Raw genomic sequence first — 22,427 nt, forward strand, 5'->3', positions numbered from 1 at the left:
ACCCTCCCTCATCCTGGAAAGTCTTGAGCCCCAAAGGGCCTCATAAAAGACCCAAGTACACAAAGGAAGAAAAATGTCACAACAAAACAAAATAGAGGTTCGCCCAGAAACATTACGTCCATTTCCTGAGTGGGAGCCACCTTCGCCAGATGAAATAAGACAAGTTTTCGTCCTGGCAGGTGAGCGACGTGGTTTAAAGAAACTAACTGGAGCACAGGTAGCGGATCTGGTTGGCGCTTCATCTACCGGTGCTGGGGTCGGCAAAGGCTCTCGCACTGTGAGGAAGTGGGTCGGTGGTGAGTCTCGGATTCCCTACGGTGCGTGGGCAATATTGTGCCACGAAGCAGGTTTTGGACTGATTTGGCGCTCAGAGGGTCTCGAAAAAGACCCGAGCGGTTCAGGTTCTGGTAATCCGGAGATATAGGGTCTCATAAAAGTCTTTTGTGAGGCCTGATCCTTTACCCCTGATTATATCTGACCCTACCCAAGTGGATTTGAGTCCCGAAAAAGTCCTTTGCGAGACCTTCAATGGAACGCCGAAAGGAAGACGCGGGTAGTTCGGGTCTTGCAAGAGACCTTTGAGAAGCCCTGTTCGGCGTGAAACGATTATTTTTACTCTGCACCCCAAATGGGCAATTAGCGACTCGTGCTTAGGAAGAAAAATACGGCAAAATGGGTTCAATAATATTGATAAATAGGTATTAAGTGCCTATAATTAAATTGAGAGCAACAGGAGAGTTAGATATGACCGAGCAATTTGAAATGAAGATCATCGGTGTATTTGCAGGACTGGCGATTCTGGAGGCGGTCGGTATCGATCTGCTGGGATTTGCACACAAAATACTTGGTGCGCTGATTGTTTCAGGTTTCGCTGGCTAACATAGTCAGGCACAACGAATAAGTGGGTAGCTGGCCCCTGAAAAGAAGCAGCGAGTAAAAGCAACCTCGGGTTCACTAACTTGCAAGGTGAATGGGCCGGAGGCATCTCCTTGGGGAGAATTTTTGGGAAAGCGGAGCATTGTCCACCGCGAGTCTGCACATCTCATCAAGTGCAGGCGGCCTTTCGGGTCTTTATCTGGCCTGTCTGGTTAATGCGTCTCGCCATTAACCCCCGTCGTATCAGGCACGGGCGGGGCCGAGAGCTGTTTTCAGCCGCGAGCGCAGTGCCTCAACAATGTCAAAAGTTGAGGTTTTTCATGAAAATACAAAGCAACCCCCATTCTCTTCGTGTCCGGCAGTTTGTGGCGTCGGAACTTTTCTCTCTCATGCTAGATGTTACAGCGGCATACGATAGCCCAGGTTACCGGTCGTACTGTGTCCTCGTACTAGCTCGCCATGCTCGACTCTCCACATGTCAGGCGCTACTCATCGTAGATCGCGAAATCCAACGCCGTAAGTCAGCGTCTGCTCGCTCATGGACAGTTTTCTCAGCGTCTGTAGGTGGTGCGGCATGATCGACATTCGTTCAGCTTTTGAATGTGAACCTGCACCTATCGACTATGTATTGCCTGGTATGGTGGCAGGAAGCGTGGGAGCTATCGTTAGCCCAGGTGGAGCTGGAAAGTCGATGGCCGCTCTACAAATAGGTGCAACGTTGGCCGGTGGTCCCGATTTGCTAAACTTGAGCGACATGCGTTCGGGGCGAGTGCTATACCTGCCAGCGGAAGATCCGATTTGTACTATTGAGCACAGGCTGCACTACTTGGGCAAACATCTTGCTCCCAATGAACGGGAGTTGGTTGCTCAGAATCTTCTAATCGAGCCGCTTGTTGGCCGCGAACCGAATGTGATGGATAGCCGTTGGTCAGATGCGCTGGTCCGAGCTGCTGACGGCACGAGACTATTAATCCTAGATACACTTCGCCGATTTCACTCATACGACGAAAATGATTCTGGCGCAATGGCGGCAGTGGTCGGTCGTTTAGAGAGTATTGCCCAAGCGACCGGATGTAGCATCCTGTTTCTTCACCACACCAACAAAGGAGCCGCATTTCTTGGGGCTGGTGACATGCAACAGGCTAGTCGCGGATCCTCAGTTCTGACAGATAACATCCGGTGGCAGGCATACCTATCATCTATGACTTCCAATGAGGCTGAAAAATGGGGCGTAGATGAGGCAATGCGGAGCCACTTTGTGCGACTGGGTGTATCAAAGGTCAATTATGGACCCCCTCTCCCTGAAAGATGGCTGCGACGCCATGAAGGAGGGGTTCTCAGTCCCGCAGTCTTAGAAAAGCAGGAACCAAAGCGCAAACAGTATGTAAAGCAAGCAACTAAAGCGGAAGCAGCAATAGGGGGTGACGATGACAACTGGTAATAAAGTCACTCCTACCAGCACAGCTTTACAAGCTAGAGTTGTATTGTATCAGCCGACTCAGCGGCCCCGCGAGAGACAAGGCGACTGGGTGGAAACCAAATTCGGTCGTTGCCGTGTAGCAGGCAGGCTGGGGCAGCGACACGCAGACGTTGTTGAGGCTCTCATGTATGTTTCCGAACGCAAGCGCGAAGTATCGGATGGAGGTATTGAGCTGTTGGTTGATCCCGCTAAGGTGCGGCGGACGCTATCTGACCACAATTACAGCCTGAGCCGCATTCAGGCCTTACTTCGGGATCTGAGAAGCGCAACCGTTGAAATAATTACGCCGGAGCTGGAGGGGTCTGGCGACCGGATTATTGGAGGGTTGATTGATCATGTGATCCCGTCTCCTAAGACTCGGCATAACCCGCTCACAGGGGGCCAACGTAACCTATGGCGGGTGAGGCTAGGAATAGCTCTGGTAATGTTGCTGGAACGCGATCTCAACCTTTACTACTCACCAGAACCGATTGCCCGGCTTCAGCATGGCGTGAGCCAGGCAGTGGCCCGGCATGTACTTACCCATCAGCACGACCCTAGTGGTGGTTGGCACACCGACACCCTGCTTCGTGCCGTGTATGGTCAGGACATTACCAGCATGGCTCTTCGCAATGGGCGACGGAGACTGAAGGAGGATGCCGAAGGTCTAATGAAGGTAGGAATTGAGCTATGCGAAACGGCAAAGCGAGTAATACGTGCCACAGCGGCCTGATTGGATTTTAGTGTCGGGAAAAACGTGCCACACCGGCCTTATAGCGTGCCACAACGGCCCGACAGTGTGCCACAGTGGCCCGAATGTGTGCTACAGCGGCTCGGGTTTAGCAAGTTATTCAGTATATTCAGGATGTTCAGGGCGGCACAGCCGCCCGCCTTTAGAGCGTGCGGCTAACCGCCAAATTCTCCGGCCCTTCGGGCCTGCGCGGGCTTCGCCCTTACCATACTGGCCAGTGAAAGGAGGCCGTTAGGCCGACTCCTGCATGGTAGAAGCAGTGTCCAAGTGGGCAAGACTTTCACATGTGAAAGTCTTTACTCACTGTCCATGATGTCAGCCAACCATTCAAACTCGCGGCAACACACTGTTCGAATATTTCCAGCAATAGCGTCGTCGCCGTGCCTGTGGCTAGAGATACACAGGTAATAATTTTGATCACGGTGCTTGGCGTATACGATCCACTCTCCAGTTAGCCGCCCCTCATCACTGCGTTTCTGGAAAGGCTTTTCTACTAATGCACTTACCAAGTCGCTGATCATTTCCGGGGTAACCCTGTCTCCTTTACTGGGATGGAATGCCGTCTCAACAGCCTGACGAACACCACGTCGTCCAAGTTCATTGGACAGATTATGTGCTACGGTTGAAGGAAGCGATGCAAAGAAGTGTTTGTGCCACAAGCCCCTGAGTGGTTTACGTTTATATGGAGTCTCCGGTTTCATGTACGATTGGCTGCCTTGTTCCAGGGATTTAATCTCTTGGGTCACCAGATCGGGAGGAATTCCTTGGTGCTTCTCCATCGAGTAAAGGTTGAGGAGAAATAGATGGCTATAGCGCCCAGGTATCAACCGATCAATGCCGTATAACTCTGCGAAGCCGTTGAGTTGGTCTGCTGTTACGGTCTCGGCATGGTCCCCGAGATGAACTTGGAATTCAGTTTTTGGATAGTTACCGGCCATTAATAAAGTTCTTCCTCTGAGTTATATACAGAACGTTAGCATGTGGTTGAGAGGCTATAAACTTTCACATGTGAAAGATTTTGTTGCCACGTCACAACAATAGGCTACCCGTCTCGGTCACCGTTTTTGGGTACGCATCAAAATATATTGCTGTTGCGCCCTAAATGGGAAATTTCACACCCGTCATTTTCATTCATGCTGTTGGACAATTCACCTGTACTAACTACAGGAGAAACTCATGTCCTCAATGTTCGACAAATTCCCACTGGATCAAGAAATCCCCGGATTCTTTAATGGCTTCGACTCTCGTCGTGAGATGGAAGAGGCGAATCGTGAAGCTACAGATCGACTTTTAGAAGAGATGTCCCGACAGGACAAAGCAAGAAAGCAGCGTGTGCAAGCTGGGCTACCAGCTCTTCAGCGCCTTCTGGAGGTCGCACCCGGGCACCACGGACAGGCCAAGCATATCAGGCGTTTTCTTTTATCTCTCTACAATGGTTTCGAGTGGCCGCTCGACATGCGTCGTTTGCGTGGTCTGGACACTGATTTACAACAAGCGGTTTTAGCTGTCATTGAGTTAGATTGGTGTGGCAGAGAAATTCACTCATATATTGATGATGGGGATGAGCTATTTCAGCGATTCTGGGAGCTGGAATCACCCATCATGGAAGAGCAAGACAACTAATCGCAAATTATAGCTACAGCTAATAACGGGGGCGCTGCCCCCTTTTTTAATGCCTGAAATTTAGAACTCGAATCGGAATTACCGTAATTACGATAATTATCATAATCGATACATAAAGGTCGTTTTCCGACTTTCACATGTGAAATTTTTCACCTCCTCTTTTAAAAGAAAATCGCTTGTCCGCCCAAAATGGACAAATAGCGACCCGTGCCTCTGACACTATCTACGAAATAATTGCTCCTGCGTTAAACACCGTAATTAACAGGAGAAAATTACATGAAAACCAAAACTATTCCTTTTGCTATGGCCTCTGTTATTGCTCTGGTCGGAACGTCCGGGGCGGTTATGGCTGAAACTGGGTCTGCTACCGCAGAAGTAACCGCCATGCCTCCGGCTTTGAGTATCCAAGAAATTCAGCCTTATCAAATGCAGATTGAGCGTGCTCCAGGTGCAACCATGCCCACCGGCTCCATCAACCTCAAACAATGGTCCTCGAATGGCATTCTCAAAGACCCCGCAGAGAGTGTGATTCCTGGCTGTTTGCAGGTTGCTGGGGATGTAGACAAAGCAGTCTCAATCACAATGACCGGGTTCAGTGTTCTGACTGCACCAGGTGGAGCAGAAATTACCTTTATGGGAGGTGCAAGCGAGCCGAAATTTGAGGTCGCAACATCGACGGTTGACTGCTCTGATGCTGTGGCTGGTTCGTTTACTCCGACGACTCTCGCTGGTACTCCCATCGCCAGTTCAACGAGTGCAACAGGAGAGCTGTATCTGGCGTGGCGCTATCAGGAACCGACGAATGCTGCCGCTGGTTATATGAGCATGAGCGCGTGGGAGGAAGGCGCATTCACTGGGACCGTCGATATCACTGTTGATTATCAGTGATTCCGACAGATAAGGGCTGGCCGAAGCCAGCCCTATTTGTTGTTTGGAGGTTCCTTATGAAAATTTTCATATCATTTTTTGTTGCCTTGACACTGGCAGCTTCCGCCCACGCAGTTCAGTTGCGACAGCACGAGATTCTGATTTCGTCCAGCTCTACGGTCGAGATCCCCCTTACCAACAATCAAGAAAATCCAATACTAGTCCGTGTCACGCCCCCTGACGGAGTTCAGGCTTTTCCACGACGTATTCGACTTTTTCCCGGCGAACGCCAGGTCATCAAAGCCCGGATGATAGGAAACTTATCGGAAAACAGCAGGATGGCGTTTAGCTACGCGGTCGAGCGCCGTCAAGAGCGCGGCTCCCATGCTCGGATTACGCTGAGGATTCCGATTAGGGAGGTGCGATAGTGATTTTCCTCCGACGACTTTCACATGTGAAAGTTTTAGCGCTTGCCGGGGCATTGGTTACTTCTTCTCCTGCCGCAGTAGCGGACGATTATTTGATGGATTTCATAGTGAACGGCCAAGTGAAAGGGGAGTTTCTGGTTTCACGTGATGGTGACGTAGCGACTGCTGAAGTGGCTTTGTGGCGGGCGGTAGGTGTGAATGCCGAGACGGCACTACCACTTGAGCGATTGAACGGACTGGGGAGGGTCAAAACTGTTTGGTCTACACAAAAGATATACCTCTACCCACACCGATTATCAAAGAAGCTTGAACGCCCGGAGCCTGAAGCGTTCATAGAGCCAGAGATTTCGTCACTCGACGTGAAATCTCTCGACTACAACCTGACGCATCACAGCGAGGCTGAGCAGCCACTAGCCGGTTCAGTCATTGGAACTGGCCGCGTTGGAGATTTCGACCTAGACGTTCGTGCCGGGATCGGAGGGCATGAGTCGTATTTTTCATCTCAGTGGCATAATGAAGACAGTCCCTACGTCAAAGATGTTGAGCTGGGACGCGTGCAGCGGCACGGCTTCGATGGTATCTCCGTTACCAACGAGACCTATCTGGCTTCTGGCTCTTTTGCTACTGACCAGGTAGAGCTGTACTGGCCCACAGGCACCCGCGTTGATGTTTATCGTGACGGGGCGTATATCGAATCACTGGTTCTGGAGAGCGATCCGTTTCCATATGAAATCGAGTTGGACTATAGCAACAACCGGTACGAATTCCGCGCTGTGTTGCCGGATGGTCGTACCGATACCCGAACGGTAGAGAGAGCTATTTCCGGTCGGCTGGCTCCTGTGGGGCAGTTAAACTATCGGTTAGCTGCTGGTAGGTCGCCGGAGTCCGGAGAGTCTCTGGCAGCGGGTTATTTATCTTATGGCCTGACGAACGAGCTTTCTCTATTCGCTGGTCAGGACCACCAGGAGCGCGGCTACCTCTCGGCTCTGTATGTACGAGACAGTTTCTCTTTTGAACCAAGCTGGTTCGGAGGCAGCGGCTATACCGTCAACGGTTCTTGGCAGAGCGATGATTTTTCAGTGTTTGGCCGCGTTAGTGACCTGGATGACTACAATCAACAATCTGTGAGTCTTTCATACCGCTCTCTTTTCCGGCCTTCGCTTCAGTATTCCTCTCGCTCGCACGATGGTTATGAAGTACAAGAAATATCGCTACGCACCTACCACAGTGCTTACCTGCGACAGCTTCGTTCATCAGTGTCGTTCTCACCGTACCTCTCCATGCGCGAACGTAACGGCGTTGATACCGAAGTTGTCGGAGGTCGGCTACTGGCGAATATACCCCATGGATGGCAGGCTGTGGCGTCCTATGAGCGCGAGAGTTACGATTCCACGCTGGATAGCATGCAGCGCTTTCAAGGGGAAATATCCAAGCGGTTTGGTCTGGGAAGGCTGACCTACCGTCATACTGCCATAGACTATGGCCGAGGCTGGGCGACACAGCAACAAAGTATTCGAGCAGACATATGGAATTGGAAGTTCGCCGCTCTGACGGCTGCTGTAAATCGCTCGTCTACTGGCGAGAAGAGCTTTGCGTTTTCGATCAGCGGATCTTTTGGACGCTCTGGATTTACTCGAATTCCCCAGCGGAATCAGGCCACACTAGAGTTGACTACTTGTCGTGATGAGAACGCAGATGGTATTTGCCAATCTGATGAGCCAGAGGTTACTGGTATCACAGCTCGGGTAGGCGAACGAAGTGTAGTCACACCTGCAATTGTGGATTCACTAACACCCTATCGTCGATACGATGTCGAGGTTTCCGGCGATTTTGGGCTGTCTCCTCGGTATAGGGCGGTTGAGTCTGGTCGATTAGTTCGGGGGGGTGTCAACCGCCTGCGACTTCCGTTGTCCGAAATTCGTGAAGTGGAAGGCCAATTAGAGAATGATGGTATTCGCGTCGCATTGATAGACAAATCCACTGGAAATGTTCTGAGCGAACAAACTACCAACTTTGGTGGCTGGTATCTGTTCTACGCGCCTGAACACAAAGAAGTTGAGGTTGTCCGGGCTGATGATATAAATCTTTCACATGTGAAAGAAAATGAATCTGGAGCAAAGTCATGATAGCTGCACTTACTGGATACAGCCTGTTCATTATAGGTGTACTGGCAATTTGTGGTGCCGCGTATTTTTGGTCAGAGCCTCTTGAGAAGTGGTTCCGCAAAACGTTCAAACAGTTGAGATGAATTATGAACGAAGAACAATCGCCAGTATGCCCTAACTGCAAGTCTGACAACCTTTCATTTGAAACGAAACATGTCCAGTACAAGGGGATAGAAGTTCAATGCGTGAAAGGGTGGCACTGCCTCTGCGGAAATGTAGTGCTGGATGCCGATGAAGCAGCCCGGGTGAAAAATGAGTACAAGGATTGCAAAGCATGCTGGAACGCTGTTGATCGGATTTCTACAGGAAGATAAATATGTTGGTTACAGTGCCCAATCCCGACGACTTGCTCGATCTACAGCTCTTTTCTCTGGAAAGTCTCCGTGCGGAGCACGGCAAAGAGGTTGTGATGCACCTCCGAAGGCTGGCGATACGCAAGATCTTCAAAGGACTCAGGCCAGAGGAGGAGGGCTTTCGGTCGGTCCAAGGCCCCATGGTCAAGCCTGGTGCTGAGATAGAACTTCCCGCTAATGGAATCATTGTTGGACTCGACTATCTCCGTGCCAACTATGATCAGCGAGCTGCTCCAGCGATGAAAGTTCCGTCATTCCAGGTTGAGCTTACTGCTTGGACTATCGTGAGGGGGCTACTGCTTCCCGCCTACAAGTCCGCAAGTATTGAACAGATGAGGAGCTGGCTTCAGGCATCGTCCTGATCCTCATCATGTTTCTCGGCGCACGCTATCTCTTTGAGCATCCTTTCAGCTTTGACCTGCGCAGCCTCAACGATTTCGGGTTTTTCAGTTTCCAGAATTTCTTCTAATGTCCTCGCCATTTCATTACTCCCAATGTATCTGCGAATGCTACACAAAATTATTGTAGCATCTGGCTCTTTGCGCCCAAAACGGACAGAAACGCATGGGGGCTATCCAGGTCTGATACTGCATCATAAACCCATCAGAACGAAATCAACGCAGTGTGGGTAGAACGATGTCCGAAGCAGAACAACTTTCCTTCGTCATGAGCGAACTGGCTGAGATAAAGCAGTTGCTGGCTCAGTTCGTTGATAATGCAGTCAATGAAAACGAGAGGCCAGCTTTACCGTTGCCCGATAAAGAGTATCTGACAGTTGATGAAGCCGCAGCTTTAATTGGGGCAAGACGAAGTTACATTTATCGTCTTACCCATGAAAAACGCATTTCGTTCACAAAGCCTGGTGGAAACCGCGTGTTGATCAAGCGCTCAGACCTTCTCGCTTGGGTAGAAGGTAACCGTGTGAAGTCCCAGGGGGAGATCAACGATGAAATATCAAACTTTATGACAAACTCCCGGCGTCGTGGCCGCCAAACCACTAGACGGTAGTTCCGATGGTCGATTGCCCGCACCGAGGGCAAACGTCACCGTCATGTTCGCGTTCCGAGAAGATGTCTGGAAAGCTCCTCATGGCAATCACTCGGCGGCTTTCGAGAATGTCTGCATAAATTTCGGTAGTTCTGAGTTCGCTATGGCCTAGTAGCCTGGACAGTGAATATATGTCCACCCCTCGATTGAGTTGTGCTACGGCAAATGTATGTCTCCCAGCGTGGAACGTAACGTGTTTTGTTATCCCAGCTCTCATTGCCCATTGCAACAGCGCCACGTTGAAGTAGCTATTGTATTTGAGGCCGGTAAATACACGATCTTCCGGTTTCTCCCTCTTCTCTACATCCAATAACCTAACGGCTGAGTCCGGGAGGTCCAGATACACAAGGGAATTCCCTCCATTTTTGAGCTTTTGTTGGTCAAAAATAACTCGATAGTGCCCAGGCTCAAACTCCTCGATTTCGCTCCACGTAAGTTTGTTGATGTCGCTCCATCGGAGGCCGGTAGTACAACTGAACAAAAAAGCACGTTTCAAAACATCATAACGACATTCTGCCTTTGTCATGGCACGAACCTCATCCAACGTTAGGTAGGTTCGCTTGGTGTTCTCAGCTTTGACGCTTTTTACCCGTTGAACCGGGTTGTCCCTGATCATGCCCTCTCGAAATGCTTCATTCAGAGCAGCCCGGATCTTATTGAAGTAGCTCGATGCCGTATTCTTGGCGAGCCGGGATTTCGATTTGGTGAGCTTTTCCTCCAGTAAGTACTTCCGGAACCCTTCTAGGAACGGCTTATCAATCTCCTCAAAGGTGAGTTCAGCTCTGCCGTGGTAGTTTCTAAGGTGCTTACCTGCCGAGATCCAGATTGAGTAATTAGACGCGCTTCCGGATTCTTTGGTCGAGGCTAATTGGTCATAGTAGTCAAAGAAGCTTGAGGCCAGCTTCACGCGGTCTTCAAGCTGGAATTTATTGGAAAGCGATTCAACGAGGCGTGCAGATTTTGCAGCTTCGGCCTGGCGCATCATTTCCTTGTTGTGTTGCCGCTCAGCCTGTGTCTTAGGGTTGTGATACACGTACAGCCTAAGAGGCTCGTAATCCCGCTTAGGTCTCTTCTTGCCATCCTTTCCTTCGACCACACCGTAGTAGTACACCAGGCGAAGCTCCTGAAGCCCCTTCGAGTTGGGGTTTCGCTTGTTAACAGATACTTTCATTTTTTGACCCGATCTTGATCCCATTGCTCCAGAATTCTAACCTTGGAGCAAATAGGGATCAATTTATAGTGAAACGGAGCAAACTAGAAGAAAACGCGGTAAAAGCATCTCTGGGGTAATATCAAATATAATCGTTATAAAACAATAAGTTAGTTTGATATGTTTTGATGGGTTTCACCGGGCTTTACCACTTAAGAATAAGGCTCATTTCCCAATACAGAACGATGAAAAAATCTTACCAAGTAGATCGTCTGACGTGAATTCACCGGTTATCTCACATAGTGCCTGGTGAGCCAAGCGCAATTCTTCAGCAAGCAACTCACCCGCCATAGCATCATGCAGTTGTTGTTCGCCAGTGCTTACATAACTGTAGGCTTGGTCGAGTGCATCTATGTGTCGTCTGCGCGCAATAAATTGACCTTCAGTTGTAGTATCGAAGCCCATGGTTTTGGCCAGATGTGCTTTTAGCGTGTCGACGCCGCTACCTTCTTTGGCTGATAGATTGATAACTGAGATATCACCTTGCTCGGTGGCAACTGTGCTTTGTCCAATATCTAAGGTACTAAGGTCGGCCTTGTTGCGAACTACGGTAACGGGGATGCCTTGTGGCAATCGGGCCATAAATTCTGGCCATATTTCATAAGGGTCGATAACAGCAGTTGCGGTAGAGTCTACAACGAATAATACGTGGTCAGCTTCATTGATAGCTTGCCACGCCCGCTCAATACCAATTTGTTCCACTTTATCTGGGCTTTCTCGAAGTCCTGCTGTGTCGATAATGTGCACCGGCATACCATCAATGTGAATATGCTCTTTAAGCACATCTCGCGTGGTACCGGCTATATCGGTAACAATGGCGCTATCTCGTCCTGCCAGGGCGTTTAATAAGCTCGATTTACCGGCGTTAGGGCGCCCCGCAATCACCACCTGCATACCTTCGCGCAATAAGGTGCCTTGTTTAGCCTGTTCGCGCACTTTGGTTAAGCTTTGCATAATTGCGCTTAAGTCACCTGATACTTTCCCGTCAGATAAGAAATCAATTTCTTCTTCAGGAAAATCGATGGCCGCCTCTACGTACATACGAAGGTGCACGATTTGGTCTGATAGCGTTTGAATTTGTGTAGAAAACTCACCCTGTAGCGAGCGCAGCGCACTTTTTGCTGCCTGTTTAGAACTTGCATCAATCAAGTCGGCAATCGCCTCTGCTTGCGCAAGGTCTAATTTATCATTTAAAAAGGCTTGTTCACTGAATTCACCTGGATTGGCAAGCCGGGCATGGCCCGTTGCAAGCACGGCATCAATCAGCATGTCCATGACAACTTGACCGCCATGGCCTTGCAGTTCAAGTACATCTTCACCGGTAAATGAGTTAGGCCCTTTAAAAAACAGTGCTATGCCCTGGTCTATTACGCTGTTGTTAGCATCAACAAACGGCGTATAGGTCGCAAGACGTGGTGTTAGTGCGCTTGGTACTAACGCCTCTGCGATGGCTTTAGCCTTAGGACCTGAAACACGTACAATACCTACGCCGCCACGACCGGGCGCTGTCGCTTGTGCGGTAATAGTGTCGGTAGAAAGGGTGAGTGATTCCATAATTAGTCGCGGAAGTTCTTAAATTGGAAAGGTTGGCCTAAGTTAGACTCTTTAACCAGCGAAATAACTTGCTGCAAATCATCACGCTTTTTACCTGTTACGCGAAGTTCTTCGCCTTGAATAGCCGTTTGCACTTTGATTTTGGCGTCTTTCACCAGCTTCACAATCTTCTTCGCCATCGGCTGCTCAATACCTTCTTTAAAGGTAATGGTCTGACGGTAAGTTCTACCGTGTGCATCGTAGGGTTTAACATCCATAGATGAAGTGTCTACGTTACGTTTAGACATCGCCGTTCTAAACATGCTTTCCATTTGCTGAAGTTGGAATTCAGCTTCAGCTTTCATGACCACGGTTTTATCTTTGTACTCAAAGCTCGCGTCAATACCGCGAAAGTCGAAACGCGTTGATAGCTCACGGCTTGCGTTTTCAGTGGCGTTGCGTACTTCTTCCATGTTGATTTCAGAAACAATATCAAATGATGGCACAGGTTATTCCTCTTAAGACAAAACAGCCCGCATAGGCGGGCTGTATAATTCATTGATCAGCGTGTTATTTACTGCTGATGCCCCGCTTCTCCATTGAAGCATAAATCATTTTGGCTTGAACCAAGGTAATCACGTTACTGACTAGCCAGTATAGTACCAGACCTGCAGGGAACCACAGGAAGAATACACTCATTGCTACCGGCATCCACTGCATGATTTTCTGCTGCATTGGATCAGTAATGGTGGTTGGCTGAAGTTTTTGCAATAGGTACATACTTGCGCCAGTTAGAATTGGCAGCACAAAGTATGGGTCTTTTGTAGAAAGGTCAGTGATCCAAAGCACAAAGTCTGCATGACGTAGTTCAACACTTTCCATCAGTACCCAGTAAAGCGCAAGAAAGATAGGCATTTGCAGAAGAAGAGGTAAGCAACCGCCCATTGGGTTTACTTTCTCTTTGCGGTAAAGCTCCATCATAGCTTGAGACATTTTTTGTCTGTCGTCGCCAAAACGGTCTTTTAGCTGCTGCATCTTAGGTGCTAAGTTGCGCATACGTGCCATTGACTCGTATTGCTTCTTAGTTAGCCAGTACATCGCGCCTTTTACTACAATAGTGATAAGGATAATTGCCACACCCCAGTTATTAACTAGGCTATGAAGGAAGGTAAGAAGGGCGAACAGCGGCTGTGAAATCCAGAAAAGAATACCGTAATCAACGGTTAGGTCTAATCCGCGCGCAATCTTCGCTAGGCTTTCTTGATCTTTAGGGCCCATATAAAGGGTAGATGCAAGGGTTTTGGTTTCACCAGGCGCTACGCTTTCAGACGGAGACAATACACCAATTACTGCATACTGATTTTTCAGGTTACGAGAATAAAGCGTGTTAGTTTGCTCTTGTGAAGGTACCCATGCTGATACAAAGTAATGTTCAAGCATGCCAACCCAACCCGCTTTCGTGGTTTCGCGTAGGTTGTCATCTTCAATCTCGTCAAACGAGTACTTCTGGTAGCGGTCATCTTCTGTTGAATATGCAGCACCACGGTACGTTGGCATAAACATGTTGCTGTCGTCTTCAAACTCCATCACTTGTTTAAGCTGTGCATACGGCTGAACCGTTGCTGCGCTGCCAGTACCATTTTCCACGCTATAGCTTACGTTTACGTCGTACTGACCTTTAGTGAAAGTGAAAGTTTTGGTAACTGACAAGCCTTGGTTGTTTTTCCATGTAAGAGGAATAACAAGGGTGTCGCCAGTCATTTCATAATAGTCACTTTGCGCATTATACACCGGGCGGCCACTGCTGCTTGCATCAGGCCCTTGAGCACCGATTAGGCCACTTTGCGCTACATAAAGACCGTTGCCAGAGCGAAGTAGGCTGTAAGGAATATCCGAACCTTGCTCTACCGGAAACTTAAGTAAGTCTGCTGATACTACATCGCCGCCTAGCAAATCGATGCGTAAATCAAGCGTATCGGTTTTTACTTCAATAATGCGGTTTGAACTTTGCGCCGCTGCGATAGGTTGTGCAGCAGGAACGCTATCACTACTAGGTACATCTTCGCTGCCATTTTCATTAAATGACGGTACGCCTTGTGATGTCTCTTGCGTTTGTTGTTGCTCAACAGGCACAACTGGCTGTGGCCCATAATCTTTTTGCCATGATTGCCAAAGCAAAAAGCTAACTAGCGCAAGGCCAATTATCAGAAAACTACGTTGCGATTCCATAGAGGTCTCTTTATTTTGAGTGTTTATCTTGTTGTTTTTCCGGCACTGGATCATATCCGCCGGCATGCAAAGGGTGGCATTTTAATATGCGTTTAATAGATAACCAACCGCCTTTTACTAATCCGTGCGTTTTTAATGCGTCTATAGCATACCAAGAACAAGAAGGATGGAAACGACATCGTTGCCCTAACATAGGGGAAATGAACCATTGATAAAATTTTATCAATGCCAAAGGCACTACAATTAAGAGTTGCCGCAACGCTTGTTTAATTTTTTCCATAGCTTGTCCAATGTAGCGAAAACTTCTTGGTTGCTAAGGTTGTCAGCGCCAGACTTGCCAATAACGATAATATCGACATTGGGTAAGTTGTGCTGTTTATGCCTAAAACTTTCTCTGACTAATCGCTTCAAACGATTTCTATCGTGAGCTTTACGGATACGTTTTTTCGCGAGCGTAATGCCTAAACGAGGAGTTGAAAGTGTATTTTTTCTGGCTAGAACAGTAAAAGAGGGAGATACAGCTGGGGTTGCGTTATCAAACACATAGGTAAAGTGGGTGGGAGTTAACAGACGTAACTCCCTAGAAAAATTATTCTCGCCCACTTTGGCGTCTTTCAATTAAGCTGAAAGACGAGCGCGGCCTTTTGCACGGCGAGCTGCTAGTACTTTACGACCATTTTTAGTCGCCATACGAGCACGAAAACCGTGAGAACGCTTGCGCTTTAGATTGCTCGGTTGAAATGTTCTTTTCATGACCAAAGTCTCACTTATATTTAGTTAAACATAGGCGTTTTTGGTAACACATTATGCTGTTGCCAGAACAATGTGGTGTTTTCACCAGAAAAGCCCATCGAAAAAGGACGCTGAATTCTAGAGATCTCGGGGCGTGCTGTCAATGCATATTCTCGCTTTTCGGATGAATAAGTGAACAATTTTTGCATTTTCTAATCGATAGCTTAATCGATGACGCAGTTTTCGTACAAATCGTCTGTGAATAACGCATAAAATTTGGTTAGGTTATCCACAGTGCGTTGTGAAAAACACAGAGATAGATATAAAAAGCAAGGTGATCTAACGGTTTTTTAGCACAAATTTAGAATGAATTTTTCTCGTTATAGTTTGATTTGATCTAAAAGAAAAAATCTTATTTATCAGTTGCTTGTTATTTTGATCGAAAAGATCGATCGGGATCGCCATTTACATTGTGTTGATAACGTAAGATAATCCACAGCGATTAAAACGATAACTTAATTTCTCGCTGCTACCCAACACTTCCAACGCTATTTTCTTCTAATGGCGCTTTTTAGTGCCTGCTTTCTTTATGATTGGCTTTTCAGGAGTTGGTTTTTCTAGCGAGTCACGGGAGCTAACTACGTACCATGTCCTTGTGGAACCAATGCCTTGAAAGATTGCGTCAAGAATTACCAACGCAGCAGTTTAGTATGTGGATACGACCGCTTGTTTGTGAAGAACAACAAGGCGTGGTTGCACTCTATGCTCCCAATCGTTTTGTACTTGATTGGGTAAGAGACAAGTACCTGAATAACATTACTGCACTACTAAAAGAGTTTGCCGGAAGTGACGCTCCACAATTGCGTTTAGAAGTGATGAATCGTCACAGCGTAAGCCGTAGTCAGCCTGCAAGTACCAGCGGATCTTCGTCTGCTCCACATACGCCTAGTAATCAACCAAGTAAGCCTAGTGCACCTGCGGGCGGTCAAGGGTATCAGAACTATAATACTAGTAATCAGCCTGTTCACAGCGGCAGTAATGGGCAGCACACATCGTCTTATTCACCAATGTCGAATAGCGGTATGCCATCATCGGCAAGCCAAGCGGGTGATCAAGGACAAAACAATGCGTTTTCAAAATCACCTTCATACACACAGGGTATGGATCTAAATGATCGCGGTGCGCAAAACCACGACCGTAATGGATATAATGCGTACGCAGATCAAGCGCCTAGATCGTCTACACCGCCGAAAGTGATCCCGATCCCTGAGGCGATGAAGCATAAAAGTAATATTAATCCGACTTATCAATTCGACAACTTTGTCGAAGGTAAATCTAACCAGCTAGCACGTGCGGCTGCAACTCAAGTCGCAAATAACCCAGGCGGTTCTTACAACCCACTGTTTATTTACGGTGGTACGGGCTTAGGTAAAACTCACTTATTACATGCAGTGGGTAATGGCATCGTAGCTAATAACGGTGACGCTAAAATTGTGTATATGCATTCAGAGCGTTTCGTGCAGGATATGGTTAAGGCACTACAAAATAACGCTATAGAGGACTTTAAGCGCTTCTATCGCAGCGTTGATGCGTTACTTATCGATGATATTCAATTCTTTGCTAATAAAGAGCGTTCACAAGAAGAGTTCTTCCACACGTTCAATGCGCTTCTTGAAGGTAACCAACAAATCATACTTACTTCTGATAGATATCCTAAAGAGATTGATGGGGTAGAGGATCGATTGAAATCGCGCTTCGGTTGGGGTTTAACTATTGCTATAGAGCCACCAGAGCTTGAAACCCGAGTGGCTATTTTGATGCGCAAAGCGGCAGAGAACCGGATTCACTTACCTAATGAAGTGGCGTTCTTTATAGCTAAGCGATTGCGTTCAAACGTACGTGAGCTCGAGGGTGCACTTAACCGTGTTATTGCTAACGCAAACTTTACCGGTCGCCCTATCACTATTGATTTCGTTCGCGAAGCGCTTCGAGACCTTCTCGCACTTCAAGAAAAATTGGTAACCGTTGATAATATTCAGAAAACCGTCGCAGATTATTATAAGATAAAAGTAGCTGATATTTTGTCTAAACGACGTAGTCGTAGTGTGGCGCGTCCTCGCCAAGTCGCGATGGCGCTGGCCAAAGAACTTACCAACCACAGTTTACCTGAACTAGGAAACGCGTTTGGTGGACGAGACCACACTACGGTTTTACACGCTTGTAGAAAAATAGAGCAGCTAAGAGAAGAAAGTCATGATATAAAAGAGGACTATAAGAACCTCATTAGGACTTTGTCTTCCTAACACCACGACCTTAGAGGCGAGATAGCACTGCGATGAAATTTACTATAAGCCGCGAACAATTTTTACAACCCCTACAGTTGGTATCTGGTGCTGTAGAGCGTAGACACACACTGCCAATTCTTTCCAATGTTCTCATCAAAGTAAGTGAGGACGCACTTTGGCTTACTGGTACAGATTTAGAGGTAGAACTAATTTCTAGCGTGAAATTAGAAGGTGAATTCACGGAAGGTGAAATTACTGTTCCTGCTAAAAAGCTGTTTGATATTATTCGCGGTATTTCTGAAGGAACAGATATTCATTTCTCGTTAGACGGCAGCAAAGCACTTATTCGTGCCGGTCGAGGTCGTTATACGCTTTCTACTTTATCTGCCAACGACTACCCAAATTTAGAAGACTGGGAAGGTGAAGTTGAGTTTGAATTATCGTGCAGTGATCTAAAACGTCTTATCGATGCAACGAGCTTTTCAATGGCTCAACAAGACGTACGTTATTACTTAAATGGTATGTCCCTTGAAACGGAAGAGAATATCATTCGTACCGTTGCAACAGACGGTCACCGTCTTGCTCTTTGTCGCCTAAACTACGAGACCGCTTTGCCATCTCGTCAGGTGATTATTCCACGTAAAGGCGTGTTAGAAATTTCTCGTCTTATTAGCGAAGATGATAAATCTCTTAAGGTGCAAATAGGCGCCAACCATCTTCGAATTTTCTCAAACGATTTCATTTTCACTTCGAAATTAGTTGATGGCAGATTTCCTGATTATCGCCGTGTTTTACCTCAAAATGGCGACAAGGAAATTATTGCGAGCAAAGCCGTATTAAAAGAAGCATTTTCACGTGCGGCCATTCTATCTAACGAAAAGTTTAGAGGCGTACGATTAAACTTGTCTTCTGGTGAGCTTAAGATAACGGCTAATAACCCAGAGCAAGAAGAAGCGGAAGAAATCGTTGATGTTCAATATCAAGGTGACGATTTAGAAATTGGCTTTAACGTTGCCTATTTAATTGACGTATTGAATGCGCTTGGATCTGATGGTGTTAAAGTGAGCCTATCAGACTCAAACGCAAGTGCGCTAATCGAAGATGATGCTGATGACGCCGCGTTATACGTTATTATGCCAATGCGACTGTAGTCACTACTACATTAAGTGTTTGCAGCGTTTCGCATATTCCACGTTATTTTGTTATTTAAATTATCAATTCAAGAAGCGATGAGTGTTGATACTCCTCGCTTCTTTTCTTTCATCAGTGTGACCTCATGAAACTGGACCGCGTCCAGATTACACAGTTTCGTAATCTTACTTCCGTATCACTTTCTCCTTCACCAGCGTTGACTATCATTAAAGGCGTGAATGGGAGTGGGAAATCCTCGTTAATCGAAGCACTTTATTACCTAGGCTTTGGACGTTCTTTTAGAACAAATAAACACGGTTCGGTTATTCAAAATGAGAAGGACAGCTTCAGTGTTTTCGCGTCATGCAAAACTGAAGAAGGGGATGAATTAAAGCTAGGTTTTCAACGAAGTAGAAATGAGACATTCACCTGTAGTATTAACGGTGAACATTCAAATAAGTTATCAGATTTAGTTAGCTTGGTACCACTTCAACTTTTTACTCCGCAGAGTACTGATCTAATAATTGGTTCGCCTTCCGAGCGTCGACGTTTTTGTGATTGGGGATTGTTTCACGTGGAACATCAGTTTCAATCACTTGCTAATCAGTATGGTAAGTTTTTAAAACATAGAAATGCCTTACTGAAACAGCAGGCAAATTTAAGCGCACCACAAAATCAATATTGGGAGTCTCAGTTCTCAGAACTAGGTGAGTCTCTATCGGCTACTCGTCAGGAATATGTGGATACCCTTACGCCTATTTTTAAGCAGTATGCGCAAGAATTTCTTCCTAACTTCGATGTGGAATTAAGTTACTATAAAGGGTGGGAAAAAGATGTCGGTTTATCAGAAAGCCTAGTTAAAAAACGTGAGTATGATGGTAAAATAGGACATACCTCTTCTGGGCCCCATAAAGCCGATTTACGGCTTAAAGTAAATGGGGTAAACGCCCAGGAGCTTTTATCGAGAGGACAGCTTAGAATGGCTGTGGCAGCGCTTCAAATGTCACAAACTAAGCTATTTAATAAGGCAACGCAGCGTAAAAGTATCTTTTTGCTTGATGATGTAGGTGCCGAACTAGATGCCGATAAAAGAGAACAATTTATTGATGGGTTGCTCAAAATGGATACGCAGGTTTTCGTTACTGCAATAGAATCCACGCAACTCGCTTTTATACAAAAATACAACGAAAAGAAAATGTTTCACGTGGAACATGGAAGCGTGAAAGAGGAGTAAAAGCTAGTATGTCAGCAGAGAACAACTACGACTCGTCCAGTATTAAAGTACTTAAAGGATTAGATGCCGTAAGAAAGCGTCCTGGTATGTATATCGGTGATACTGATGATGGTACCGGATTACACCACATGGTTTTCGAGGTGGTCGATAACTCTATCGATGAAGCACTTGCTGGACATTGTTCTGAGATTACTGTGCTCATTCACAGCGATGGCTCAGTATCTGTGTCTGACGATGGACGTGGTATACCAACTGAATTGCACCCAGAAGAGGGTGTGTCTGCAGCTGAAGTTATCATGACGGTTCTTCACGCCGGCGGTAAGTTCGACGATAACTCTTATAAAGTATCGGGCGGTTTGCACGGTGTAGGTGTATCAGTAGTAAACGCACTTTCAAGCCGACTGAAGCTTCGTATTCGTCGCGGTGGTAAAGCGCATGAACAAGAATATCATCATGGTGTTCCACAGGCGCCGCTAGCGGTAACAGGCGATACAGATAAAACGGGAACTATGATCCGTTTCTGGCCAAGTTCAGACACCTTCACAGATACGCTTTACCACTACGATATTCTTGCTAAACGTCTTCGTGAACTATCATTTTTGAACTCTGGTGTGTCGATTCGCTTGAAAGATGAACGCGATGGAAAAGAAGACCACTTTATGTACGAAGGTGGTATCAAAGCGTTCGTTGAGTACCTAAATGAAAAGAAAACACCTGTTCACCAGAAAGTGTTTCATTTCAGCAGTGAACAAGAAGACGGTATTGCAGTAGAAGTTGCGATGCAATGGAACGATAGTTTCCAAGAGAACGTGTTCTGTTTCACCAACAACATTCCTCAGCGCGACGGCGGTACTCACTTGGCGGGCTTCCGTGGAGCCTTAACGCGTACATTGAATAACTACATGGAAAAGGAAGGCCTGAACAAAAAGGCAAAAACGAATGCCAGTGGTGACGATGCGCGTGAAGGTCTAACCGCGGTTATTTCCGTTAAAGTACCAGATCCAAAATTCAGCTCACAGACAAAAGATAAGCTTGTATCTTCTGAAGTTCGTCCAGCAGTTGAGTCGGCAATGAATGAAAAGCTTGCAGAGTTCTTATTAGAAAACCCTGCAGAAAGTAAAATTATTGCGGGTAAGATTATTGATGCTGCTCGTGCACGTGAAGCTGCACGAAAGGCCCGTGAAATGACACGCCGTAAAGGTGCGCTAGATTTGGCTGGCCTACCAGGTAAGCTAGCTGATTGTCAGGAAAAAGATCCTGCACTTAGTGAATTATACATAGTGGAGGGTGACTCTGCGGGCGGTTCAGCTAAGCAGGGTCGTAACCGTAAAAACCAAGCTATTCTGCCGCTTAAAGGTAAAATCCTAAACGTTGAGAAAGCGCGTTTTGATAAGATGCTTTCTTCTCAGGAAGTTGCGACGCTTATCACGGCACTAGGTTGTGGTATCGGTCGTGACGAGTATGACCCTGAAAAATTACGCTATCACAGCATCATTATCATGACCGATGCTGACGTAGATGGTTCTCACATTCGTACGCTTCTACTCACATTTTTCTATCGTCAAATGCCTGAAATCATTGAGCGTGGATATGTATATATTGCACAGCCACCGCTATACAAAGTGAAGAAGGGTAAACAAGAGCAGTATCTTAAAGATGACGATGCGCTAACTAACTACCTAACATCAATCGCAATTGACGGTGCGTCTTTGCACACCAGCGATGAAGACCCAGGTATTAGTGGTGTAGGCCTTGAAAACCTTGTTAAGCAGTACCAATCGGTAGAGAAGATGATTGCACGTATGAAACGTCTTATGCCTGCATCTATCCTCTACAGAATGCTTTACACGCCTACGCTAAACCTTGAAGACCTTAAAGATCAATCTGCACTAGAGCATGTGGCGAAACACTTCGTAGAGCAGCTTACAGAGCGCGAAAACGATGGTGCTACATACCGTTATGAAATTCGCACTGATGCTGAGCTTAGCGAGTACTACATTACAATCATTATGCGTATGCACGGTATCGATTATGAGTACGTTATCGATCATGAGTTTATCGAGTCGTCTGAATATCAGCGCCTTAAAGAGCTTAACCTTGCCATTAACGACATGATGGGCAAAGACGCCTATATTCAGCGTGGCGAGCGTAGACAGCCAGTTGAGTCTTTCAAAGAAGCCCTAGAGTGGCTAATGAATGAAGCGAAACGCGGCCAATACATTCAGCGCTATAAAGGGCTAGGTGAGATGAACCCTGAGCAACTATGGGAAACCACCATGGACCCAGAAAGCCGCCGTATGCTTCAAGTTACCATTGAGGATGCCATTGGTTGTGATCAGCTGTTCACTACATTGATGGGTGACCAAGTTGAGCCTCGTCGAGAGTTTATTGAAGCTAACGCGCTGAAAGTGGAAAACTTAGACGTGTAGAGCTTTTAGCTATTTGAAAAAAGCGACCAACGGTCGCTTTTTTTATGCCTGAGCTCAGGTGAATTACTCGTATAA

General features: G+C 46.8%; 23 protein-coding genes. 14 read left to right on the forward strand and 9 right to left on the reverse strand.

Annotated elements, in window-relative coordinates; translation table 11 throughout:
• The first annotated feature begins 73 nt into the window (after positions 1 to 73).
• The 5 genes from F0261_RS06315 (at position 74) to F0261_RS19890 (ending at position 3,068) form a co-directional block, all read left to right on the forward strand.
• Positions 74 to 424: a hypothetical protein gene (locus F0261_RS06315; protein ID WP_171337494.1), complete on the forward strand. Its 351-nt coding sequence runs from the start codon at positions 74 to 76 to the stop codon at positions 422 to 424.
• A 320-nt stretch (positions 425 to 744) separates the two neighbouring features.
• A complete protein-coding gene (locus F0261_RS20080) occupies positions 745 to 879 on the forward strand; it encodes a hypothetical protein (protein ID WP_018982171.1) in 135 nt (44 codons plus the stop codon).
• 317 nt (positions 880 to 1,196) lie between these two features.
• A complete protein-coding gene (locus F0261_RS06320; RefSeq protein ID WP_171337495.1) occupies positions 1,197 to 1,454 on the forward strand; it encodes a hypothetical protein in 258 nt (85 codons plus the stop codon).
• Complete coding sequence (locus tag F0261_RS06325) at positions 1,451 to 2,317, forward strand: helicase RepA family protein (RefSeq protein ID WP_171337496.1); 867 nt, start codon at positions 1,451 to 1,453, stop codon at positions 2,315 to 2,317. The genes F0261_RS06320 and F0261_RS06325 overlap by 4 nt, the downstream gene beginning before the upstream one ends.
• 541 nt (positions 2,318 to 2,858) lie before the next feature.
• On the forward strand, positions 2,859 to 3,068 hold the full coding sequence (locus F0261_RS19890; protein ID WP_253819218.1) for a hypothetical protein: 210 nt from the start codon (positions 2,859 to 2,861) through the stop codon (positions 3,066 to 3,068).
• Positions 3,069 to 3,382: 314 nt separating this feature from the next.
• Here F0261_RS19890 and F0261_RS06335 read toward each other — a convergent pair whose 3' ends face one another.
• Positions 3,383 to 3,787 carry a hypothetical protein gene (locus tag F0261_RS06335; protein WP_171337498.1) on the reverse strand — a complete coding sequence of 135 codons (405 nt, stop codon included), beginning with the start codon at positions 3,785 to 3,787 and terminating at the stop codon, positions 3,383 to 3,385.
• Positions 3,788 to 4,262: 475 nt separating this feature from the next.
• On the opposite strand from F0261_RS06335, the gene F0261_RS06340 reads away from it, so the two are divergent.
• The 4 genes from F0261_RS06340 to F0261_RS20200 all read left to right on the forward strand — a co-directional run bounded on the left by F0261_RS06340 (position 4,263) and on the right by F0261_RS20200 (position 8,483).
• Positions 4,263 to 4,709, forward strand: a complete 447-nt coding sequence (locus F0261_RS06340) for a hypothetical protein (RefSeq protein ID WP_171337499.1) — start codon at positions 4,263 to 4,265, stop codon at positions 4,707 to 4,709.
• A 276-nt stretch (positions 4,710 to 4,985) separates the two neighbouring features.
• Positions 4,986 to 5,597, forward strand: a complete 612-nt coding sequence (locus F0261_RS06345) for a hypothetical protein (protein ID WP_171337500.1) — start codon at positions 4,986 to 4,988, stop codon at positions 5,595 to 5,597.
• A 406-nt stretch (positions 5,598 to 6,003) separates the two neighbouring features.
• Positions 6,004 to 8,130, forward strand: a complete 2,127-nt coding sequence (locus tag F0261_RS06350; protein ID WP_367613856.1) for a hypothetical protein — start codon at positions 6,004 to 6,006, stop codon at positions 8,128 to 8,130.
• Between the two features lie 125 nt (positions 8,131 to 8,255).
• On the forward strand, positions 8,256 to 8,483 hold the full coding sequence (locus F0261_RS20200; RefSeq protein ID WP_171337501.1) for a YgiT-type zinc finger protein: 228 nt from the start codon (positions 8,256 to 8,258) through the stop codon (positions 8,481 to 8,483).
• Between the two features lie 385 nt (positions 8,484 to 8,868).
• Here F0261_RS20200 and F0261_RS20085 read toward each other — a convergent pair whose 3' ends face one another.
• Complete coding sequence (locus F0261_RS20085; RefSeq protein WP_301338797.1) at positions 8,869 to 9,003, reverse strand: hypothetical protein; 135 nt, start codon at positions 9,001 to 9,003, stop codon at positions 8,869 to 8,871.
• A 155-nt stretch (positions 9,004 to 9,158) separates the two neighbouring features.
• On the opposite strand from F0261_RS20085, the gene F0261_RS06360 reads away from it, so the two are divergent.
• Positions 9,159 to 9,530, forward strand: coding sequence for a helix-turn-helix domain-containing protein (locus tag F0261_RS06360; protein ID WP_253819221.1), 372 nt, complete (start codon positions 9,159 to 9,161; stop codon positions 9,528 to 9,530).
• Here the strand turns inward: F0261_RS06360 and F0261_RS06365 are convergent.
• The 7 genes from F0261_RS06365 to rpmH form a co-directional block, all read right to left on the reverse strand.
• Entirely contained in the window at positions 9,520 to 10,740 is a 1,221-nt protein-coding gene (locus F0261_RS06365; protein WP_171337502.1) for a site-specific integrase, read from the reverse strand. The two genes, F0261_RS06360 and F0261_RS06365, sit on opposite strands and share 11 nt — an antisense overlap.
• Positions 10,741 to 10,944: 204 nt before the next feature.
• Positions 10,945 to 12,333 carry a tRNA uridine-5-carboxymethylaminomethyl(34) synthesis GTPase MnmE gene (mnmE, locus tag F0261_RS06370; protein ID WP_071816526.1) on the reverse strand — a complete coding sequence of 463 codons (1,389 nt, stop codon included), beginning with the start codon at positions 12,331 to 12,333 and terminating at the stop codon, positions 10,945 to 10,947.
• Positions 12,334 to 12,335: 2 nt separating this feature from the next.
• Positions 12,336 to 12,818, reverse strand: a complete 483-nt coding sequence (locus F0261_RS06375) for a YajQ family cyclic di-GMP-binding protein (protein WP_014977844.1) — start codon at positions 12,816 to 12,818, stop codon at positions 12,336 to 12,338.
• Between the two features lie 64 nt (positions 12,819 to 12,882).
• Positions 12,883 to 14,541 carry a membrane protein insertase YidC gene (yidC, locus tag F0261_RS06380; protein ID WP_171337503.1) on the reverse strand — a complete coding sequence of 553 codons (1,659 nt, stop codon included), beginning with the start codon at positions 14,539 to 14,541 and terminating at the stop codon, positions 12,883 to 12,885.
• Positions 14,542 to 14,551: 10 nt separating this feature from the next.
• Positions 14,552 to 14,800, reverse strand: a complete 249-nt coding sequence (yidD, locus tag F0261_RS06385) for a membrane protein insertion efficiency factor YidD (RefSeq protein ID WP_081765860.1) — start codon at positions 14,798 to 14,800, stop codon at positions 14,552 to 14,554.
• Positions 14,785 to 15,144, reverse strand: a complete 360-nt coding sequence (gene rnpA / locus F0261_RS06390; protein ID WP_015000154.1) for a ribonuclease P protein component — start codon at positions 15,142 to 15,144, stop codon at positions 14,785 to 14,787. The genes yidD and rnpA overlap by 16 nt, the downstream gene beginning before the upstream one ends.
• Before the next feature lie 15 nt (positions 15,145 to 15,159).
• Positions 15,160 to 15,294, reverse strand: coding sequence for a 50S ribosomal protein L34 (rpmH, locus tag F0261_RS06395; RefSeq protein WP_014290886.1), 135 nt, complete (start codon positions 15,292 to 15,294; stop codon positions 15,160 to 15,162).
• A gap of 626 nt (positions 15,295 to 15,920) precedes the next feature.
• Here rpmH and dnaA point away from each other — a divergent pair.
• From dnaA to gyrB, 4 genes are all read left to right on the forward strand, one after another.
• Entirely contained in the window at positions 15,921 to 17,576 is a 1,656-nt protein-coding gene (dnaA, locus tag F0261_RS06400) for a chromosomal replication initiator protein DnaA (RefSeq protein ID WP_171337504.1), read from the forward strand.
• Positions 17,577 to 17,608: 32 nt separating this feature from the next.
• A complete protein-coding gene (gene dnaN, locus F0261_RS06405) occupies positions 17,609 to 18,709 on the forward strand; it encodes a DNA polymerase III subunit beta (protein ID WP_012516526.1) in 1,101 nt (366 codons plus the stop codon).
• 125 nt (positions 18,710 to 18,834) lie between these two features.
• Positions 18,835 to 19,923 carry a DNA replication/repair protein RecF gene (recF, locus tag F0261_RS06410; RefSeq protein ID WP_171337505.1) on the forward strand — a complete coding sequence of 363 codons (1,089 nt, stop codon included), beginning with the start codon at positions 18,835 to 18,837 and terminating at the stop codon, positions 19,921 to 19,923.
• Between the two features lie 8 nt (positions 19,924 to 19,931).
• On the forward strand, positions 19,932 to 22,352 hold the full coding sequence (gyrB, locus tag F0261_RS06415) for a DNA topoisomerase (ATP-hydrolyzing) subunit B (protein WP_039234384.1): 2,421 nt from the start codon (positions 19,932 to 19,934) through the stop codon (positions 22,350 to 22,352).
• Positions 22,353 to 22,427: the final 75 nt, after the last annotated feature.

This window comes from Alteromonas sp. 07-89-2 (genome assembly GCF_013113925.1).
GTDB classification, from domain to species: Bacteria; Pseudomonadota; Gammaproteobacteria; order Enterobacterales; family Alteromonadaceae; genus Alteromonas; species Alteromonas macleodii.

Bases quoted from the DNA above. Each gene is read 5' to 3' on its own strand.
- F0261_RS06335 (WP_171337498.1), bottom strand. From the start codon at position 3,787: ATGAAACCGGAGACTCCATATAAACGTAAACCACTCAGGGGCTTGTGG.
- rpmH (WP_014290886.1), bottom strand. From the start codon at position 15,294: ATGAAAAGAACATTTCAACCGAGCAATCTAAAGCGCAAGCGTTCTCAC.
- dnaN (WP_012516526.1), top strand. From the start codon at position 17,609: ATGAAATTTACTATAAGCCGCGAACAATTTTTACAACCCCTACAGTTG.
- F0261_RS06345 (WP_171337500.1), top strand. From the start codon at position 4,986: ATGAAAACCAAAACTATTCCTTTTGCTATGGCCTCTGTTATTGCTCTG.
- F0261_RS20085 (WP_301338797.1), bottom strand. From the start codon at position 9,003: ATGGCGAGGACATTAGAAGAAATTCTGGAAACTGAAAAACCCGAAATC.
- recF (WP_171337505.1), top strand. From the start codon at position 18,835: ATGAAACTGGACCGCGTCCAGATTACACAGTTTCGTAATCTTACTTCC.
- F0261_RS06365 (WP_171337502.1), bottom strand. From the start codon at position 10,740: ATGAAAGTATCTGTTAACAAGCGAAACCCCAACTCGAAGGGGCTTCAG.
- F0261_RS20080 (WP_018982171.1), top strand. From the start codon at position 745: ATGACCGAGCAATTTGAAATGAAGATCATCGGTGTATTTGCAGGACTG.
- F0261_RS06315 (WP_171337494.1), top strand. From the start codon at position 74: ATGTCACAACAAAACAAAATAGAGGTTCGCCCAGAAACATTACGTCCA.
- F0261_RS06325 (WP_171337496.1), top strand. From the start codon at position 1,451: ATGATCGACATTCGTTCAGCTTTTGAATGTGAACCTGCACCTATCGAC.
- F0261_RS06340 (WP_171337499.1), top strand. From the start codon at position 4,263: ATGTCCTCAATGTTCGACAAATTCCCACTGGATCAAGAAATCCCCGGA.
- dnaA (WP_171337504.1), top strand. From the start codon at position 15,921: ATGTCCTTGTGGAACCAATGCCTTGAAAGATTGCGTCAAGAATTACCA.
- F0261_RS06360 (WP_253819221.1), top strand. From the start codon at position 9,159: ATGTCCGAAGCAGAACAACTTTCCTTCGTCATGAGCGAACTGGCTGAG.
- mnmE (WP_071816526.1), bottom strand. From the start codon at position 12,333: ATGGAATCACTCACCCTTTCTACCGACACTATTACCGCACAAGCGACA.
- yidC (WP_171337503.1), bottom strand. From the start codon at position 14,541: ATGGAATCGCAACGTAGTTTTCTGATAATTGGCCTTGCGCTAGTTAGC.
- gyrB (WP_039234384.1), top strand. From the start codon at position 19,932: ATGTCAGCAGAGAACAACTACGACTCGTCCAGTATTAAAGTACTTAAA.
- F0261_RS06320 (WP_171337495.1), top strand. From the start codon at position 1,197: ATGAAAATACAAAGCAACCCCCATTCTCTTCGTGTCCGGCAGTTTGTG.
- F0261_RS20200 (WP_171337501.1), top strand. From the start codon at position 8,256: ATGAACGAAGAACAATCGCCAGTATGCCCTAACTGCAAGTCTGACAAC.